Origin of the sequence: Streptomyces sp. NRRL S-337 (genome assembly GCF_000720175.1) — a bacterium.
In the GTDB taxonomy this organism is placed as follows: Bacteria; Actinomycetota; Actinomycetes; order Streptomycetales; family Streptomycetaceae; genus Streptomyces; species Streptomyces siderophoricus.
The window spans coordinates 15,824-32,766 of sequence record NZ_JOIX01000036.1 but is presented as its reverse complement, the minus strand read 5'-3'; the positions used below and the strand labels follow the sequence as shown (position 1 = coordinate 32,766).

General features: G+C 71.1%; 19 protein-coding genes. 14 read left to right on the top strand and 5 right to left on the bottom strand.

Annotated elements, in window-relative coordinates; all coding sequences use genetic code 11:
* Nucleotides 1-242: 242 nt before the first annotated feature.
* Nucleotides 243-845: a helix-turn-helix domain-containing protein gene (locus IG62_RS49630; protein WP_051798502.1), complete on the top strand. Its 603-nt coding sequence runs from the start codon at nt 243-245 to the stop codon at nt 843-845.
* A gap of 433 nt (nt 846-1,278) precedes the next feature.
* Nucleotides 1,279-2,268, top strand: a complete 990-nt coding sequence (locus IG62_RS0123930; protein WP_030806889.1) for a malate dehydrogenase — start codon at nt 1,279-1,281, stop codon at nt 2,266-2,268.
* Nucleotides 2,269-2,344: 76 nt separating this feature from the next.
* Here the strand turns inward: IG62_RS0123930 and IG62_RS45040 are convergent, their stop codons facing one another.
* Both IG62_RS45040 and IG62_RS47340 read right to left on the bottom strand, forming a co-directional pair.
* A complete protein-coding gene (locus tag IG62_RS45040; protein WP_078872206.1) occupies nt 2,345-2,527 on the bottom strand; it encodes a hypothetical protein in 183 nt (60 codons plus the stop codon).
* Nucleotides 2,524-2,760, bottom strand: a complete 237-nt coding sequence (locus IG62_RS47340; RefSeq protein WP_158795082.1) for a hypothetical protein — start codon at nt 2,758-2,760, stop codon at nt 2,524-2,526. Before IG62_RS47340 ends, IG62_RS45040 begins: the two co-directional genes overlap by 4 nt.
* A gap of 160 nt (nt 2,761-2,920) precedes the next feature.
* Between IG62_RS47340 and IG62_RS0123920 the strand changes: the two genes are divergently transcribed.
* The 6 genes from IG62_RS0123920 to IG62_RS0123900 all read left to right on the top strand — a co-directional run bounded on the left by IG62_RS0123920 (nt 2,921) and on the right by IG62_RS0123900 (nt 7,414).
* A complete protein-coding gene (locus IG62_RS0123920) occupies nt 2,921-3,883 on the top strand; it encodes a helix-turn-helix domain-containing protein (protein ID WP_030806885.1) in 963 nt (320 codons plus the stop codon).
* Nucleotides 3,825-3,968: a DUF397 domain-containing protein gene (locus IG62_RS48955; protein WP_234326712.1), complete on the top strand. Its 144-nt coding sequence runs from the start codon at nt 3,825-3,827 to the stop codon at nt 3,966-3,968. The genes IG62_RS0123920 and IG62_RS48955 overlap by 59 nt, the downstream gene beginning before the upstream one ends.
* A gap of 26 nt (nt 3,969-3,994) precedes the next feature.
* Nucleotides 3,995-4,258: a DUF397 domain-containing protein gene (locus IG62_RS0123915; RefSeq protein ID WP_078872205.1), complete on the top strand. Its 264-nt coding sequence runs from the start codon at nt 3,995-3,997 to the stop codon at nt 4,256-4,258.
* An 84-nt stretch (nt 4,259-4,342) separates the two neighbouring features.
* The gene (locus tag IG62_RS0123910) at nt 4,343-6,130 is read left to right on the top strand and encodes a hypothetical protein (protein WP_078872200.1); all 1,788 of its coding nucleotides are present in this window, start codon (nt 4,343-4,345) and stop codon (nt 6,128-6,130) included.
* Nucleotides 6,117-6,491: a hypothetical protein gene (locus tag IG62_RS0123905; protein WP_030806877.1), complete on the top strand. Its 375-nt coding sequence runs from the start codon at nt 6,117-6,119 to the stop codon at nt 6,489-6,491. The genes IG62_RS0123910 and IG62_RS0123905 overlap by 14 nt, the downstream gene beginning before the upstream one ends.
* 2 nt (nt 6,492-6,493) lie before the next feature.
* Nucleotides 6,494-7,414 (top strand): hypothetical protein, encoded by a 921-nt coding sequence (locus IG62_RS0123900; protein WP_030806875.1) that lies wholly within the window; start codon nt 6,494-6,496, stop codon nt 7,412-7,414.
* A gap of 34 nt (nt 7,415-7,448) precedes the next feature.
* Here IG62_RS0123900 and IG62_RS0123895 read toward each other — a convergent pair whose 3' ends face one another.
* The 3 genes from IG62_RS0123895 to IG62_RS0123885 all read right to left on the bottom strand — a co-directional run bounded on the left by IG62_RS0123895 (nt 7,449) and on the right by IG62_RS0123885 (nt 9,221).
* Nucleotides 7,449-7,658 carry a DUF5988 family protein gene (locus tag IG62_RS0123895; protein ID WP_030806872.1) on the bottom strand — a complete coding sequence of 70 codons (210 nt, stop codon included), beginning with the start codon at nt 7,656-7,658 and terminating at the stop codon, nt 7,449-7,451.
* A gap of 10 nt (nt 7,659-7,668) precedes the next feature.
* Complete coding sequence (locus IG62_RS0123890) at nt 7,669-8,307, bottom strand: Uma2 family endonuclease (RefSeq protein WP_051798501.1); 639 nt, start codon at nt 8,305-8,307, stop codon at nt 7,669-7,671.
* Between the two features lie 113 nt (nt 8,308-8,420).
* Nucleotides 8,421-9,221: a hypothetical protein gene (locus IG62_RS0123885; protein ID WP_030806866.1), complete on the bottom strand. Its 801-nt coding sequence runs from the start codon at nt 9,219-9,221 to the stop codon at nt 8,421-8,423.
* A gap of 284 nt (nt 9,222-9,505) precedes the next feature.
* Between IG62_RS0123885 and IG62_RS0123880 the strand changes: the two genes are divergently transcribed.
* The 6 genes from IG62_RS0123880 to IG62_RS0123855 all read left to right on the top strand — a co-directional run bounded on the left by IG62_RS0123880 (nt 9,506) and on the right by IG62_RS0123855 (nt 16,929).
* The gene (locus IG62_RS0123880) at nt 9,506-11,014 is read left to right on the top strand and encodes an aldehyde dehydrogenase family protein (protein WP_030806863.1); all 1,509 of its coding nucleotides are present in this window, start codon (nt 9,506-9,508) and stop codon (nt 11,012-11,014) included.
* Nucleotides 11,015-11,098: 84 nt separating this feature from the next.
* Nucleotides 11,099-12,640 (top strand): GMC family oxidoreductase, encoded by a 1,542-nt coding sequence (locus IG62_RS0123875; RefSeq protein WP_030806860.1) that lies wholly within the window; start codon nt 11,099-11,101, stop codon nt 12,638-12,640.
* Entirely contained in the window at nt 12,640-13,761 is a 1,122-nt protein-coding gene (locus tag IG62_RS0123870; protein WP_030806857.1) for a quaternary amine ABC transporter ATP-binding protein, read from the top strand. The genes IG62_RS0123875 and IG62_RS0123870 overlap by 1 nt, the downstream gene beginning before the upstream one ends.
* Nucleotides 13,761-13,934 (top strand): hypothetical protein, encoded by a 174-nt coding sequence (locus tag IG62_RS47335; RefSeq protein WP_158795081.1) that lies wholly within the window; start codon nt 13,761-13,763, stop codon nt 13,932-13,934. Before IG62_RS0123870 ends, IG62_RS47335 begins: the two co-directional genes overlap by 1 nt.
* Entirely contained in the window at nt 13,931-15,934 is a 2,004-nt protein-coding gene (locus IG62_RS0123860) for an ABC transporter permease (RefSeq protein WP_030806855.1), read from the top strand. The genes IG62_RS47335 and IG62_RS0123860 overlap by 4 nt, the downstream gene beginning before the upstream one ends.
* A 2-nt stretch (nt 15,935-15,936) precedes the next feature.
* On the top strand, nt 15,937-16,929 hold the full coding sequence (locus tag IG62_RS0123855) for an ABC transporter substrate-binding protein (RefSeq protein WP_030806853.1): 993 nt from the start codon (nt 15,937-15,939) through the stop codon (nt 16,927-16,929).
* Nucleotides 16,930-16,943 lie beyond the last annotated feature (14 nt).

The following is a 16,943-nucleotide window of genomic DNA, read 5'->3' as shown; positions in this document are numbered from 1 at the left end:
GCAGGCCGCCGGTGCCGGCGGACCGCCGGAGCCGTGGACCGCCGGAGGCGCGGGTGCGGACGGCGGTGCGGGGCGCGTCCGGGAGGCACGACGAGGGCACGACGACTGCCCGAATGCTCCCGTGCGCCCAGCGGGAAAGGGACATTCCACTGGATGGCGGTGTCCCTCCTGGGGGTGAATAGGGCGGGTCCGGGGGAGTAGCGCCGTGGTGCGGCGCTGAGTGGGCGAAACAGGGGGAAGCCATGCCTCGCTGGAAGGCACTGCCGCGAGAACTCGATCCGGCGGTAGGGGAGTTCACGGAACGGCTGCGCGGTCTGGTGGACCGGAGCCGGCTGAGTGTGGCCGCCGTCGCGGACCGCACCGGTTACAGCAAGACGTCGTGGGAGCGCTATCTGGACGGGCGGCTGCTGCCGCCGCGCCGCGCCGTCGTCGCGCTCGCCGAGGCGACCGGCACCGACCCGGGACACCTCGTCATGCGGTGGGAACCGGCCGAACGCGCCTGGAGCCGGGCCGAGCTGCGGCACGACGTACGGAGGGAGGCGATACGGGCCGCTCCGGCGTGGGCCGTACGGGAGGCCGCGGCGGCGCCGGGCGCGGTCCGTACGCAGGTCGCGCAGCTGCCTGCCCGGGACGAGGAACGGAGGGATGAGCACGGGGCGGAATGGTCCGCGGGGGCCGACGGACCGGGCCGGGCGGCGGCGGTCGCCCCGGGGCCCTCGCCCGGGCCCGGTGCGCCCGCCGACCGGCGGGCCCGTCGCCTGCGGGCGCTGATGCTGGCGGTCGGCGCGCTCGGCGCCCTGCTGATGGCCCTCGCCGCCGTGCTCCTGCTGGCTCCCGGACGCTGACGGCCGGACCCCGGACGGCGGGGTGGGCCGCGGCGGCCCGGGACGCCGCCGCTGGCCGGGAATCGACGTCCGCGGGGAGCTCGCTGAAAAAAGGGGGGCATGCGCCCGGTTATCCCGGGCAGGCGCCGGTTATCCCCCCACGGGTGTGGCACAGCCCGGCGGCCGCCCGCCTCCCCCCTCCTTGAGCGGGCGGCCGCCGCCACGATCCGTGCGGGCGGGCCGGTCAGAGGCCGGGCGGGCCGCCGTCCGGGCGCCCCGGTACACCCGGTGAGGCGTGCCACACCGACCCGTCACCGGCACCGGGCAGGGGTCCGATAGCCTGACGGCCGGGTCTCTCGATACCAAGAGACCTCGATAGCTGGGCAGGGACACCCACCGCCACCCCTGGTGGTCCAGGGGCTTGCCCCCGGAAAACACCGCGCAGGAGATCGCCATGACCCGCACTCCCGTCAATGTCACCGTCACCGGCGCAGCCGGCCAGATCGGTTACGCACTCCTCTTCCGCATCGCTTCCGGTCATCTGCTCGGCGCGGACGTGCCGGTCAAGCTGCGCCTCCTGGAGATCCCGCAGGGGCTGAAGGCCGCCGAGGGCACCGCCATGGAACTGGACGACTGCGCCTTCCCGCTCCTCCAGGGCATCGACATCTCCGACGACCCGAACGTGGCCTTCGACGGTGCGAACGTCGCCCTGCTGGTCGGCGCCCGCCCCCGCACCAAGGGCATGGAGCGCGGTGACCTCCTGGAGGCCAACGGCGGCATCTTCAAGCCGCAGGGCAAGGCCATCAACGACCACGCCGCGGACGACATCAAGGTCCTGGTCGTCGGCAACCCCGCCAACACCAACGCGCTGATCGCCCAGGCCGCCGCGCCGGACGTACCGCGCGAGCGCTTCACCGCGATGACCCGTCTCGACCACAACCGGGCCGTCTCCCAGCTCGCGCAGAAGACCGGCACCCCGGTCTCCGAGATCAAGCGCCTGACGATCTGGGGCAACCACTCCGCCACCCAGTACCCCGACATCTTCCACGCCACGGTCGCCGGCAAGAACGCCGCCGAGACCGTCAACGACGAGAAGTGGCTGGCCGACACCTTCATCCCGACCGTCGCCAAGCGCGGCGCCGCGATCATCGAGGCCCGCGGTGCCTCGTCGGCCGCCTCCGCCGCGAACGCCGCCATCGACCACGTCCACACCTGGGTCAACGGCACCGCCGACGGCGACTGGACCTCGATGGGCATCCCGTCGGACGGCTCCTACGGCGTCCCGGAGGGCCTGATCTCCTCCTTCCCGGTCACCACCAAGGACGGCACGTACGAGATCGTTCAGGGCCTGGACATCAACGAGTTCTCCCGCACCCGCATCGACGCCTCCGTCAAGGAGCTGACGGAGGAGCGCGAGGCGGTCCGCGGTCTCGGCCTCATCTGAGTCCCTTCGCTCTCCCGCCGGAGCCCGCACGGTCCCCAACGACCGTGCGGGCTCCGGCCGTTGGGGCCGTCGTGGCCTACGCCCGGTGAGGATGCCGCCGGATCTCGACATTGCAGTCCGACACCTTCGACCGGTCCCCGACGGCATACGCCGCCACCCGCTGCCGGGCCAGCGCCCCGCACACATCGCACCCGGCGACGGGCGCGGGGTCCCGCACCGGCACGCCCAGTTGAACGCCCTGTCCCGCGCCGCCTGTCACCACACCACCTCCGGCATGCGGCGCGCGTACTGCCGCCGCTCGTGCGCGATCAGATACGGGCGGACGAGGGCGGAGTCCTCACCCCGCAGCAGCTCCGTGTGCCGTACGGGCACCCATCGGAGCGGAACGACGGATGGTGGTGCCACCGTCGGCGCCTCCGCGGGCCGGTGACGCCCGCTCCCGGGCAGTAACAGCCGTAGCAGGGGCTCGAAGACCCGGATAACGTGGTGCATGTCATCAATCTCTCTGGGTTGAAGGCCACGCCCCCGGACGTCTGCCAACGTCGCGGGGGTTCGCCGTTCGTTACTCTGGGTGTGTTCATCGTTGCCTAGCGAGACCGACGGTCACAACGCTGAGCGCGTGACAATTCCCAACTGTCACGAAGGGGGATTCGTGAACCGACGCAATGCCACGGGGGGAACGGCGGCCACGACGGCCGCTGTGTTCGGCGAGGTGCTGAAGCATCACCGGGAGGCGGCCGGGCTCACCCAGGAAGCCTTGGCACGCAAGGTCCCGTGCGACCGCTCGCATGTCGCACGCGTTGAGGCGGGCGAGCGCGTACCGCACGACACCTTCGCCGATACGTGCGACGAACTACTCGGCACGGGCGGGGTGTTGCTGCGGTTGTGGGGGCGGATCGACTGGTATCCGGAGGTGCAGCATCCGGACTGGTTCGAGCGCAGGGCTGAGATGGATGCTGAAGCCGTCCAGCTGTACGAGTACCAGGAGCAGGTGATTCCGGGGCTGCTGCAGACCCCGGCCTATGCCCAAGCGCTGTTCGCCCGCCGCATCACGAGCGCCGAGATGGTGGAGGAACGGGTCCGAGCGCGACTGAGCCGACAGCAGCGTTTTCTGTCCGCCGACGGTCCGTTGTATATCGCCGTCCTGGATGAGAGCTGTCTGCGGAACATCGTGGGGGATTCGGCGGTCATGCGTGACCAGTGCGCGCATCTGTTGAGCGTCGGCGAGCACCCCAACATCCGTATTCAGCTTGCTCCGGCCAGCCGTGCCGAGCTGCGGCGGCCAAAGGCTTCCATGGCGTTGATCGTGCTGCCAGGAGGGGAGCGTTGGCTCTACTCGGAATCGTTGGACTGTGGCCACTTCAGCAACGATCCGTCCGCCTATGCGCGCCATGGCCAGACCTATGATGTGCTCAGGGCAGACGCAGCGTCAGCCCGGGAGTCCGCCGCTCTGATCAGCGACGCGATGGAGGGGTACGAGCACGATGAGCAGACCCGAACTCAGCCCGGACACCTGGATCAAGAGCAGCTACAGCCACGACGACGGCGGCAACTGCATCGAAGTAGCCCCCGGTATCCCCGACGTCGTTCCCGTCCGGGACAGCAAGAACGCTGAAGGCCACGTGCTGCTCTTCTCGTTGGGCGAGTGGGCGTCGTTCATCAACGCCGTCAAGGACGGGGCCTTCTCCGTGACCAGGTGACGGCCGGCCGGAAGGGGATGGACAGCATGGACGAGATCGATTTCAGCGCGGCGACCTGGACCAAGAGCACCTACAGCGGCGCAAACGGCGGCAACTGCCTCGAAGTGGCGACCTGGATCAAGAGCACCCACAGCGACGCCAACGGCGGCAACTGCATCGAAGTAGCCCCCGGTATCCCCGGCGTCGTCCCCGTCCGGGACAGCAAGAACGCTGAAGGGCCCGTGCTGTTCTTCCCGGTGGGGGACTGGTCGTCCTTTGTGACTGCCGTCAAGAAAATGACCCTGTCGTGACCTTGCGTTAACTCCCTGACACGGAGTGCTTCCCTGGCCTATGCTGCGGCTTCCGCAAGGCTTTTGGGGGAGGCCGATGTCCGGATGAACGTACCCGCGCAGCTGACGAAGCCCGCCCCGCTCGAACCCGTCCCGCCCGGTGCCAGTGAGGCCACCCGGTTGTTGTGCGCCGGGACGTACCTGGACGAGGGGTTCCGGGACGCGGTGATCGACGAACTCTACGTCCATGAAGAGCGGTTCGCCGCGCCCTCGTTAGGGATCGACGCGGCCCGGGTGCTCGCCCACGCACTGCACGCCCGGCGCCTGGAGCTGGGCTGGGCGGCGGCGATCCTCGGGTTGTGGATCGTGGCGATCCCGCTGTCCGGCGGGCTGGTGACGTTCTACGTCCTCCCCGTCGTCCTCATCGGGCTGTCCCGCCTGGTCCGCCGGGCGCCCCTGCCGCAGTGGCTGGCCCGCTCGGCGTCCTTCGCGCTCCGCTGGTACGGCCGGCTCTCCCTGCTCTTCTTCCTCGTGGGGATGGTGGCCGCGGCGTTCGCGGTCAGCCTCTGGACGCCGTCGATCGGCCGGCTGATCCCGGGCCTGCTGTCCCTCTTCCAGTCGGACAGCGGCGGGAGCGACGGCTGGTCCGGCTCCTCGTACGAGTCCTCGTACGGCTCCTCGTACGACAGCGGCAGCGACTACGGCGCTTCTTCGGCCCTCCTGGCCGTCCCGTTCTGGGTCACGCTGCTGCTGCCGGTCGCGCTGGCCGTCCTGGTCGGGCTGCAGCGTGGGCAGTTCGCCCGTGCGCTGGCCCGGGAGCTGTCCAAGGAGCGGTTCCCGGACGTGATGTCCGATCCGGCGGAGCGGGCCGAGGGCGTCCGGTTCCGGCGGTTGCGGGACCGGGTGCGGATCGAGCAGCACGGGCCGCTGGTGATGTACCGCGCCGCCAACCCGTTCTGCGGCGCCGGGTACCCGTACAAGACCTGGTCGCTGTCGGTGGAGCTGGTCCCGCACCCGGACCGGGAGACCGAGCCGCTGGACAACGCCGCGATCCTGGCCCGGATCGTGCCGCTGGTGGAGGCGCTGCGGGTGCCGTCGCCGCACGGATCACCGCAGGCGGCGGCCGCGGTTCGGGACCGGCTGCGCGCCCTGGAGATCGACGAGTGCGTCTTCCTGCCGGTCGAAGGGCTGCCCGACCGGGCCGCGGCGCCCTACGGGCCGGAGGCGTTCGCACAGCACCGGGCAGCCGCGGTCGAGGAGGGCGGCGAGACCCGGCGGCACTTCCTGCGGATCCGGGTCGGCGGCTGGAACGAGGGCATCGTCACCACGGTCTTCGTCCGGGTCCACACCCAGGGCGGGATGCTGATGCTGGAGGTCGCGCCGCATGTGCTGTGGCCGCTGCGACAGCTCTTCCAGGACGCCGACCGGCTCGCCCACCAGTACCGGCACCACCACCACTTCGGCAAGGCGGTCTGGGCGCTGGTCCAGACGCCGCGCTCGGCCGGCAACGCGCTGCTCACCCTGGCGCGCGGGCTGCGCTCGGCATGGCGGCTGGCCACCGCCGGGCACGGCGCCGCGCTCCCGGAGGGCCCCGGCGTCTCCGTGCGCGAACTGGGCTCGTACGGCGAGGCGTCGCTGTTCCAGGACATGGACGTGGCGCGCTACCTGAAGACCGTGCAGCAGCGGGTGACGGCCGGGGTGACCACCGCGCTGCGCGAGGCCGGTTACCAGACCGACGAGTTCGAGCAGCGCATCGTGCACGTCGCCGAGGGCGGCGTCTACGTGGAGTCCGCCCAGGGGGCCGTCGGCATCGGCGACAACAACACGATCACCCAGAACACCACCACGGGTGGCACCGCCCCGAAGGGAAGGAAGAAGAGTGGCAACGGCTGACGCGCGCGGCAACGGCATCCACATCGGCAGCGTCCGGGGCGCCTTCGCCATCGGCGACCACAACACCGTGACGCAGAACGAAGGCGGGGGCGCCCCGGCCGCCGATCCGGCGCAGGAGGAACTCCTGCGTGCAGTAAGGGAGTTGCGGGGCGATCTGGCCCGGGTGGTACAGAGTTCCGAGGTGACCGCCCTGGATACGGAACTCGCCGGGACCGAGGAGGAGATCGCCGACACCGGGGCGGCCGGGCCCGGGCGGCTGGCCCGGCTGCGTGCGGCGCTGACCGATGCCGGCGCGGTGGTCGGGCTGCTGGCGTCCGGGGCCGCGGTGACCCAGGCGGTCGCGGCCCTGGTGGGAGGCTGACGATGCAACGCAGCGGGCCGGCCCGCTGGAACGACGAGACCCAGAGCTGGGAGGACGGCAGGCCCACGCCCGCCCCGTACAGCGGCCCGATGCCGCCCCGGCCGGACTTCGCCCCGAGCGTGGGCACACCACCGCAGCCGCCTTCCGGGTGGTTACCCGATCCCGGGGCCCGGCCGGGGGACGTACCCGCTCCCGGTCCCGACCCCGGTTTCCGTCCGGGGGACGTACCCGCTCCCGGTCCCGGCCCTGGCCCCGGGCCTCGCCGCCGCACCACCGCCCTGATCGCCGGGGTGGCCGTGGCGGTGATCGGTGCCGGGGCCGGTGGCGCCTATCTGCTGTGGGGCCGTGACGGCGACGCGCCGCCCGCCGCCCGCACCCGGGCCTCCGCCCCGCACACCCCCACCGCTACCGCTACCGCCACCACCCCGCCCAGCACCGACAGCACGCCGCCCACGGACGCGGCCTCCTCCCCCTCCGTGCCCGCCGGCTACCGCCTGGTCCACGACGACAAGGGGTTCACCACGGCGGTGCCGGACGGCTGGCAGCGCAGCGAGCGCAAGACGGGGGTGTTCTACACCGCGCCGGACGACCGCGGACTGATGCAGATCTTCGAGATCACCGAACCGGACATCGGTCCGCGCGCGGCACTGGAACAGGCGTCGAAGGGGCTGGCCGGCAACCCCGGCTACGAGGAGATCAGCCTCGGCGACTTCGAGGGCCGGGCGCCCGGCACGGACGCCGCGCAGCTGGTCTACGCCTATGACAGCGAACGGCTCGGTACCCGCGTCAAGGTCGTCGACTGTGCCTTCACCACCGACGACGGCCGGCAGTTCGCGGTCCTCGTCCTGGGCACCGAGGCCGACTGGCCGCTCCAGCAGGAGACCCAGCGCATCGCCCTCCAGGCGTTCGCCCCGGAAGGCTGACGGCGCGCCCGCCCCGCCTGCTCGCCCGGCCTGCCTACTCGGCGATCTCGGTGCGCTCCCACCACTCGTACACCGGCAGCGCGCCCTCGGAGGTGTGCTGCTGGCGGGTGGTGGGCCGGAAGTGTTCGTAGCCGCCGCGGAAGCGGATCTTCAGCTCGCCCCCGGGCGGATCGACCGGCACGATCCGCTCGGGCAGCTCCGCGGGACCACCCTCAAGCACTGCTTTCACCGCTGTCTGCGCCATGCCTGCATTCTCACTCCGCCGGCGACGTCTCGCGCGCCGCGGATCCCTGGCGGGGGAATTCGTCGGTGGTGAGGGTGAGGTCCACGACCGTGCCGGTGAGGTCGATCGGCTCGCCGTACGGCACCGTGAGGTCACCCTTGTATTCGCCGTTCTGCGGCTGGGTGAAGACGCGGCAGAGACCGATGTAGGGGTCGGCGATCACATAGACCGGGATGCCGGCCTCGGCGTACGCCTTCTTCTTCGCGCCGTAGTCGTTCCCCGCGGTACTCGCGGAAACGACCTCGGCGACGAACTCGATGTCCTGGTAGTGCCAGCGGTCGTTCGCGTCCTTGGCCGAGCCCTCGGCGATCGCGAGCACGTCGGAGGCGAACCCGTTCAGCTTGCCCGGGAAGTCGACGCGCACGTCGGACATCACGCGCTTCCTCGGATAGCGGGTGCGCAGCTGTTCGTAGATGTCGGCGATGGTTTCCCAGTGGGCGGCACGCTGCGGCGACATGATGATGGTTCCCCCGACGATCTCGAACTTGTAGCCCTCGGGGACGGAGTTCTCCAGCCGCTCGAACAGCTCGTCCAAGGTCGGCTCTTCTTGCTCTGCCATCTCCATCCCGTCGGTCGCGATCGCTTCGGTCCGCTCAAGGCTGATGGTCATCGTGCCGCTCCTCCCCGCTGCCACGTCGTACGGGCAGCCGCACGGTTCAACGATAGGGACCGGAGTCGGTTACGCGCTGTAGCGGCATATGCCACTCGTGCCCTTCATGCCCCTCATGCGGTGTGCGTCCCCTGCAGCAGGTCCTCCAGTGCCGAGATGTCGACCGTGTCGCCCGGGGCGGGGGTCTTGTCGGGCACGGGCTTGCCGTAGTTGCTCAGGAGGACGGTGCCCGTCTGGTCGTCGGCCTGGGCGGTGAGCTTGAGGGGGTAGTGGGTGCCCTTGATGGCCACGTAGAGGGTCTCGGTGACGCCGTCGGTGTGTTTGACGACGGGGAGGACGGGGGCGCCCTCGTGGGTCGTGGGGCGGCCCTTGGTGAGCTTGGCGGTGGGGGTGGGCTCGCCGGAGGGGGGCGGCTCGCCGGGGCTGGCGGCGGACTTCTGGAAGGCGGTGAGATCGCAGGCCGTGGCGAGGTTCTGCAGGAAGGCGTCGTGGTCGGCGGTGCCGTGCAGGAAGGTGTCGCGGTACTTGGCGGCCGCCCGGGCACCCTCCTCGCCGGGCAGCTGGCTCTTCCAGAACGCGGCGTCCGGCTTCATCCACACCTGGTTGCCGCGCTTGATGATCTCCACGCGGCCGAGGTCGCCCTTGCTGATCGCGCCGGCGCAGTTGCCGGCCTTGTCCAGGGTGATGTCGAGCTTGGTGGGATCGGCGGTGGTCTCGGTGCGCAGTCGCAGGGATTTCGCGGAGACGAGCTGGTGCAGGGCCTCGTCGGAGATCTGCTGGGCCGATTTTCCCGCGAGGTCGCCCTCGCCGTCGGGATCGCCGGCCGCCGCGGCGGCCGTACAGGCGGCCCCGGCGAGCAGGGCCGCTCCGCAGCCCAGGGCGGTGGCGGTGACGGCACGCCGTCTGGTGGTCATCTCGATACCTCCGGGCGGAGGGGGCGGAGGGCGGAGGGGCGGTGTGAGGGACGGCCGCACGGGCCACCCGCTGCCGGCGGGTCGTGCGGCGTGATCTCCCCGCTTGGACATACGGCTATTCAGGGTACGTTCTAGGACATTCCGCTGCACACCGAGTGAGTCGGCTCACTTTCCATGAATGTTTGGGCATAGGTCGGGCGCTTCCGGGGAGGGGTCCCCGTTGCTGGTGACGCCAGTGGTTGCACCAGTGGGAACAGACCGGAAACCGGAAGGCAGAAGAAATCGTGTCGGCAAGCGAGACCATTCACGTAGACGGGGTGTGGCGGGCCGCCGCGTCCGGGGCCACCCGCGAGGTCCTCGACCCCGCCGACGCGACGACCCTCCAGGTGGTGGCCGAGGGCGGTGCCGAGGACGCGGACGCCGCGGTCGCGGCCGCCGCCCGGGCCTTCGACGGCGGCGCGGGTGCCTGGCCCCGTACGCCGGTCGCCGAGCGTTCGGCGCTGCTGCGCCGGGTCGCCGACCTGCTGCAGCGCGACCGCGAGGAGATTGCGCTCATCGAGAGCCGGGACACCGGCAAGACCCTGGAGGAGGGCCGGGTCGACGTCGACGACGTCACCAACGCCTTCCGGTACTTCGCCGACGTGGTGATGAACGAGAGCGGCGGCCGGGTCGTCGACGCCGGTTCGGCCGAGGTGCACAGCGTGGTCGTGCACGAGCCGGTCGGCGTCTGTGCGCTGATCACGCCCTGGAACTACCCGCTGCTGCAGGCCAGTTGGAAGATCGCGCCGGCCCTCGCGGCCGGCAACACTTTTGTGATCAAGCCCAGCGAGGTCACCCCGCTGTCGACCGTGCACCTGGTCAAGCTGCTGGTCGAGGCCGGGCTGCCGGCCGGGGTCGCCAACATCGTCACCGGCGCGGGCCTTCCGGTCGGCCAGCGGCTGGCCGAGCACCCGGACGTCGACCTGTTCTCCTTCACCGGTGGCCTGGTCAGCGGCACGAAGGCCGGTGCGGCCGCGGTGTCCGGCGCCAAGAAGATCGCGCTGGAGCTCGGCGGCAAGAACCCCAACGTGGTCTTCGCCGACGCCTGCGCCACGGACGAGGGCTTCGACACCGCCGTCGACCAGGCGCTCAACGCCGCGTTCATCCACAGCGGCCAGGTCTGCTCCGCAGGTGCCCGGCTGATCATCGAGGAGTCGGTGCGCGACCGCTTCGTCGCCGAACTCGCCCGCCGCGCCGAGAAGATCAAGCTCGGCCGGGGCACCGAGGACGGCGTCGAGTGCGGCCCGCTCGTCTCCCAGCAGCAGCTCGACAAGGTCGAGGCGTACGTCGCCTCCGCGCTGGCCGAGGGTGCCCAGCTGCGGTGCGGCGGGGCCCGGCCCGAGCCGTCCGCGGTCCGTCCGGCCACCGGCTACTTCTACGCGCCGACCGTGCTGGACGGCTGCCACCGCGAGATGAAGGTCGTCCGCGAGGAGACCTTCGGGCCGATCCTGACGGTGGAGACCTTCACCACCGAGGACGAGGCCGTCGCGCTCGCCAACGACACCGAGTACGGGCTGGCCGGCGCGGTCTTCTCCGCCGACACCGCGCGCGCCCGCCGGGTCGCCGCGCGGCTGCGGCACGGCACCGTCTGGATCAACGACTACCACCCCTACCTCCCGCAGGCGGAGTGGGGCGGCTTCGGCAAGTCCGGCATCGGCCGGGAACTCGGCCCCACGGGTCTGGACGAGTACCGCGAGAGCAAGCACATTTACGAGAACCTCCGGCCTGCGCCGGTGCGGTGGTTCGCGGGCTGAGCGACCGCCGCTGACCAGCGGCCGCCCGCCCCGATCCCCCAACCCCCGCACCCCCCAAGGTCTTTGCAAGAAGGAGCACCCTCCATGCCCGTGTACGACTATGTCGTGGTCGGCGGTGGTACCGCCGGCTCCGTCATCGCCTCCCGCCTCACCGAGGACCCGGACGTCACCGTCGCCGTCATCGAGGGCGGCCCGTCCGACATCGACCGCGAGGACGTGCTGACGCTGCGCAAGTGGCTCGGCCTCCTCGGCGGCGAGCTGGACTACGAGTACACGACCACCGAGCAGCCCCGCGGCAACTCGCACATCCTGCACAGCCGGGCCAAGGTCCTCGGCGGCTGCTCGTCGCACAACACCCTGATCTCCTTCAAGCCGCTGCCGTCCGACTGGGACGAGTGGGAGGCGGCCGGCGCCACCGGATGGGGCGCGAAGGAGATGGACCCCTACTTCGGCAAGCTCCGCAACAACATCGTGCGGGTGGCGAAGAAGGACCAGAACCAGATCGCCACCGACTGGATCGAGGCGACCAAGAGCGCCCTCGGCGTGCCGGAGGTCGTCGGGTTCAACGACAAGCCGTTCGACGAGGGCGTCGGCTTCTTCGACCTCTCCTACCACCCCGAGAACAACAAGCGGTCGTCCGCCTCGGTCGCCTATCTGCACCCGCACATGGAGGCCGGCGACCGGCCGAACCTCACGCTGATGCTGGAGACCTGGGCGCACAAGCTGGAACTGGACGGCACCACCGCCAAGGGCGTCCACGTCCGCACGAAGGACGGCGCGGAGGTCTACGTCGAGGCCGCCCGCGAGGTGCTGGTGTGCGCCGGCGCCGTCGACACCCCGCGGCTGCTGATGCACTCCGGCATCGGGCCGAAGAAGGACCTGGAGGCGCTCGGCATCCCCGTCGTGCACGACCTGCCGGGCGTCGGCGAGAACCTGATCGACCACCCCGAGTCGGTGATCGTCTGGGAGACCAACGGGCCGATCCCGGGCAACTCCGCGATGGACTCGGACGCGGGTCTGTTCGTCAAGCGGGACCCGGAGCACAAGGGCCCCGACCTGATGTTCCACTTCTACCAGATCCCGTTCACCGACAACCCCGAGCGGCTGGGCTACGAGCGCCCCGAACACGGCGTCTCGATGACCCCGAACATCCCCAAGTCCCGCTCCCGCGGCCGCCTGTACCTCACCTCCGCGGACCCCGAGGTCAAGCCCGCCCTCGACTTCAAGTACTTCGAGGACGAGCACGACTACGACGGGCAGACGCTCGTCGACGGGATCAAGCTGGCCCGCAAGATCGCCCAGGCCGAGCCGTTCAAGAAGTGGCTCAAGCGCGAGGTCTTCCCCGGTCCGGACGTGACCGACGACGCGGAGATCAGCGAACTGGTGCGCAAGGCCGCGCACACCGTCTACCACCCCGCCGGCACCTGCAAGATGGGCGCCGCCAACGATGAACTCGCCGTCGTCGACCCGGAGTTGAAGATCCGCGGCCTGCACGGCATCCGGATCGCCGACGCCTCGGTCTTCCCGACGATGCCGGCCGTCAACCCGATGCTGGGCGTGCTCATGGTGGGGGAGAAGTGCGCCGAACTGCTCCAGAAGATTCCTACCGAGGGAGGTGATGCGTGATGGCTACCACCGCCGCCGGCGCATCCGAGATACCCGCTGCCCGCACAGCCACCGACGCAGCCGAGGACGGCCGTGAGGTCGTCTTCTCCGTCCGCCATCTGTGGAAGGTCTTCGGCCCGAAGGCCGACAAGATTCCCGACGACGCCTCGGTCGCCGGACTGAGCGTGACGGAACTGCGCGAGCAGACCGGCTGCACCGCCGCCGTCCGCGACGTCTCCTTCGACGTCCACAAGGGCGAGGTCTTCGTCGTCATGGGCCTGTCCGGCTCCGGCAAGTCCACCCTCGTCCGGTGCCTGACCCGGCTGATCGAACCGACCAGCGGCGACCTGGAGATGGACGGCGAGGACGTCCGCGCCATGGACCGCACCGCGCTGCGCGAACTGCGCCGCCGCCGCGCCGCCATGGTCTTCCAGCACTTCGGCCTGCTGCCGCACCGCTCCGTCGTCGACAACGTCGCCTACGGCCTGGAGATCCAGGGTGTCGGCAAGGCCGAACGGCGCGAGAAGGCCAACGAGATGGTCGACAAGGTGGGCCTGACCGGTCTGGAGAAGCGCCGTCCCGGCCAGCTCTCCGGCGGTCAGCAGCAGCGCGTCGGGCTCGCCCGCGCACTCGCCGTCGACCCCGAGGTCCTGCTGTTCGACGAGCCGTTCAGCGCGCTCGACCCGCTCATCCGCCGCGACATGCAGGAAGAGGTCGTCCGCCTGCACCGCGAGGAGGGCCGCACCATGGTCTTCATCACCCACGACCTCGCCGAGGCGCTGCGGATCGGTGACCGGATCGCCCTGATGCGCGACGGCGAGATCGTCCAGCTCGGCACCCCCGAGGAGATCGTCGGCTCCCCGGCCGACGACTACGTCCGCGACTTCGTCCGGGACGTCCCCCGCGAGCAGGTGCTGACCGTCCGCCGCGCGATGCGCCCGGCCGAGGACGGCGAGGCCGACCAGGGCCCGGCGCTCACCGCCGACACCCTGATCTCGGACGCGATCGAGGCGGTCGCCCGCTCCGGCGGCGCGGCCCGCGTCGTCGACGGCGGCCGCTGCCTGGGCGTCGTCGACCACGCCTGCCTGCTCAACGTGGTCGCCCGGATCGACGAGGACCGGCCCGGCGAGGTGGCTGCCTGATGATGTACGCCGCCACCCCCCGCCACGGCGCCGTCCGCGCCGTCGGCTCCAGAGCCCCCGTCGCCTCCCCCCGTTCCCGGCTGCGGGCCGCCCTGCTGCGCCGCTGGCGCGAGGCCCAGCGCGCCGCCGCCCTGGGCGTGCCGACCGGCACCGTGAAGCGGGGCCGCGCATGAGTACTGCATCCGCTCCCCCCGCCGTTCAGCGCGGCCTCGGCGCCGACGCCCCCAAGGCCGGCCCGGTGCAGGCCCTGCTGGAGCGCCGCGGCCTCGCCAAGCTCCTGCTGCTCGCCGTCGCCGCGGCCGTCCTGGTCCCGCTGGTGCACGCCGCCTGGCCCGGCGCCGCCTGGCCCTCCGCGCTGACCATCGACCTGTCCGGACCGCTGGGGAAGACCAGCGACTGGATCATCGACAACCGCGACAACCACTGGCTGTTCGTCTACTTCCTCGGCCACCTCTCCAACGCCGTGGTCATCTCCGTCCGCGCGGTCTACCTGCTGCTGCTCGCCCTCGGCTGGGCCGGTGTGACCGCCGGCGTCACGCTGATCGCCTGGCGGGTGGCCGGCTGGCGGATCGCCGCCACCGCGCTGGTCTCCCTCCTCGTCAGCGGCGTGCTCGGGATGTGGGTCCCGACCATGCAGACGCTGGCGCTGATGGTCGTGGCGGTCGCCGCCTCGGTCGTCGTCGGCGCGCTGCTCGGACTGGCCGCCGGCCTCTCCGAGCGGCTGTTCCGGATCCTCCGCCCGGTCCTCGACACCATGCAGGTGCTGCCGGCCTTCGCCTACCTGCTGCCCGTCGTGCTGATCTTCGGCATCGGTGTGCCGGCCGCGCTGCTGGCCACCGTCATCTACGCCGCCCCGCCGATGGCCCGGCTGACCGCGCTCGGACTGCGCGGCGCCGACCCCGGCGTACTGGAGGCGGTCTCCTCGCTCGGCGCCACCGGACGGCAGCGGCTGCTGACCGCCCGCCTCCCGCTGGCCCGCAAGGAACTGCTGCTCGGCGTCAACCAGACGATCATGATGGCGCTGTCCATGGTCGTGATCGCCTCGATGATCGGCGCGGCCGGCCTCGGTGACCGCGTCTACCAGGCGCTCGCCTCCGTCGACGTCGGCGCCGCGCTCTCCGCCGCCATCCCGATCGTGCTGCTGGCCATCGTCATGGACCGCACCACCGCCGCGGCCGGCGCCCGGATCGGCGCGACCGCCACCACCGCCGGCCCGGCGTGGCTGCGCGGCTGGCAGGTCTGGACCGGGGTGACCGCGCTCACCGCGCTGCTGGCCCTGGCCGGCCGGCTGACCGGCTCCGCGGTCTGGCCCGGCGCCTGGTTCGTGGACATCGCCCACCCGGTGAACGACTTCAAGGAGTGGATGGTCGACCACCTCTACTCCGGCGTCCCGGTCATCGGCGGCACCGCCGACTGGGCCGCGCACTTCACCAACTGGGTGCTCAACCCGCTGCGCGACGGCCTGACCGCGCTGCCCTGGTACGGCACGCTGCTCATCGTCGCCGCGCTGGCCTGGCTCATCGGCACCTGGCGCACCGCCCTGACCGCCGTCCTCGCGATGGCCGCCATCGGCGTGCTGGGCGTGTGGAAGCCGTCCATGAACACCCTCTCCCAGGTGCTCGCCGCCCTGGTCGTGACGCTGGTGCTGGGCTTCGGCGCCGGCATCCTGGCGTCCGGCAGCAAGCGCTTCGAGGCGATCCTGCGCCCGGTGCTCGACGTCATGCAGACCATGCCGCAGTTCGTGTACCTGATCCCGGTCGTCGCCCTGTTCGCCGTGGGCCGCGCCCCGGCCGCCGCGGCCGCGGTCGTCTACGCGCTGCCCGCGGTCATCCGCATCACCACCCAGGGCCTGCGCCAGGTCGACCCCGCCGCGATGGAGTCGGCCCGCTCGCTGGGCGCCACCCGCTGGCAGATGCTCCGCCAGGTGCAGCTGCCGCTGGCCCGGCCGGCCCTGCTGCTCGCCGTCAACCAGGGCGTGGTCCTGGTCCTCGCCGTCGTCATCATCGGCGGCCTGGTCGGCGGCGGTGCCCTCGGCTACGACGTGGTCACCGGCCTGGCCACCGGAGACCTGGCCCTCGGCCTGGTCGCGGGCGTGGCCATCGTGTGCCTGGGCCTGATGCTCGACCGGGTCACCCAGCCCACGGAACGCCGTACGACGGGGAAGGGAGCCTGACCATGTCCCGTAAGCGCACAGCATTCCTCGGTACGGCCGCGCTCGCCGGCACGGTGGCGCTCTCGCTGTCCCTGTCCGCCTGCGGCAAGGCCGACATGACCAAGCAGACCTCGCCGTTCGCCGCGGCCAAGGGCTCGAAGTCGGTCACGCTGTCCGTGCAGACCTGGGTCGGCGCGCAGTCCAACGTGGCCGTCGCCAAGTACCTGCTGGAGCACCAGCTGGGCTACCACGTCGACACCGTCCAGGTGGACGAGATCCCCGCCTGGGACGCCCTCAGCCAGGGCCGGGTCGACGCGATCCTGGAGGACTGGGGCCACCCGGACCAGGAGAAGCGGTACGTCAAGGACAAGAAGACGATCACCGCGGGCGGCGGCAACGGTGTCACCGGCCACATCGGCTGGTACGTCCCCAAGTACTGGGCCGACAAGCACCCCGAGATCACCGACTGGCACAACCTCAACAAGGTCGCCAACCAGCTGCGCACCTCCGAGAGCGGCAACAAGGGCCAGCTGATGGACGGTTCGCCGTCCTACGTCACCAACGACAAGGCGCTGGTGAAGAACCTCCACCTCAACTACGAGGTGGTGTTCGCCGGCTCCGAGGCGGCCCAGATCACCCAGATCCAGCAGTTCGCCAAGGAGAAGAAGCCCTTCCTGACGTACTGGTACGAGCCGCAGTGGCTCTTCAACCAGGTGCCGATGGTGGAGGTCAAGCTCCCCAAGTACACCGACGCCTGCGCGGAGAAGGGCACCAAGGACCCGCAGTCCATCGACTGCGCGTACCCCACCACCCCGCTCCAGAAGTACTTCAACACCAACTTCGCCAAGAACGGCGGCAGCGCCGCGGCGTTCCTGAAGAACTTCAAGTGGACCAAGGACGACCAGAACGAGGTCTCCGAATCCATCGCCTCGGGCGGCCTGTCCGCCGATGAGGCGGCCAAGCGGTGGGTGGACAAGCACCCGGACGTCTGGAAGAGCTGGCTGCCGAAGAAGTAGGCGGTCCCCGGCCG

Excerpts from the sequence above, each read along its gene's own strand:
- IG62_RS49630 (WP_051798502.1), top strand. The coding sequence starts at position 243 with ATGCCTCGCTGGAAGGCACTGCCGCGAGAACTCGATCCGGCGGTAGGG.
- IG62_RS0123930 (WP_030806889.1), top strand. The coding sequence starts at position 1,279 with ATGACCCGCACTCCCGTCAATGTCACCGTCACCGGCGCAGCCGGCCAG.
- IG62_RS47340 (WP_158795082.1), bottom strand. The coding sequence starts at position 2,760 with ATGCACCACGTTATCCGGGTCTTCGAGCCCCTGCTACGGCTGTTACTG.
- IG62_RS0123915 (WP_078872205.1), top strand. The coding sequence starts at position 3,995 with ATGGACGAGATCGATTTCAGCGCGGCGACCTGGACCAAGAGCACCTAC.
- IG62_RS0123910 (WP_078872200.1), top strand. The coding sequence starts at position 4,343 with ATGAACGTACCCGCGCAGCTGACGAAGCCCGCCCCGCTCGAACCCGTC.
- IG62_RS0123900 (WP_030806875.1), top strand. The coding sequence starts at position 6,494 with ATGCAACGCAGCGGGCCGGCCCGCTGGAACGACGAGACCCAGAGCTGG.
- IG62_RS0123895 (WP_030806872.1), bottom strand. The coding sequence starts at position 7,658 with ATGGCGCAGACAGCGGTGAAAGCAGTGCTTGAGGGTGGTCCCGCGGAG.
- IG62_RS0123890 (WP_051798501.1), bottom strand. The coding sequence starts at position 8,307 with ATGACCATCAGCCTTGAGCGGACCGAAGCGATCGCGACCGACGGGATG.
- IG62_RS0123885 (WP_030806866.1), bottom strand. The coding sequence starts at position 9,221 with ATGACCACCAGACGGCGTGCCGTCACCGCCACCGCCCTGGGCTGCGGA.
- IG62_RS0123875 (WP_030806860.1), top strand. The coding sequence starts at position 11,099 with ATGCCCGTGTACGACTATGTCGTGGTCGGCGGTGGTACCGCCGGCTCC.
- IG62_RS0123870 (WP_030806857.1), top strand. The coding sequence starts at position 12,640 with ATGGCTACCACCGCCGCCGGCGCATCCGAGATACCCGCTGCCCGCACA.
- IG62_RS47335 (WP_158795081.1), top strand. The coding sequence starts at position 13,761 with ATGATGTACGCCGCCACCCCCCGCCACGGCGCCGTCCGCGCCGTCGGC.
- IG62_RS0123860 (WP_030806855.1), top strand. The coding sequence starts at position 13,931 with ATGAGTACTGCATCCGCTCCCCCCGCCGTTCAGCGCGGCCTCGGCGCC.
- IG62_RS0123855 (WP_030806853.1), top strand. The coding sequence starts at position 15,937 with ATGTCCCGTAAGCGCACAGCATTCCTCGGTACGGCCGCGCTCGCCGGC.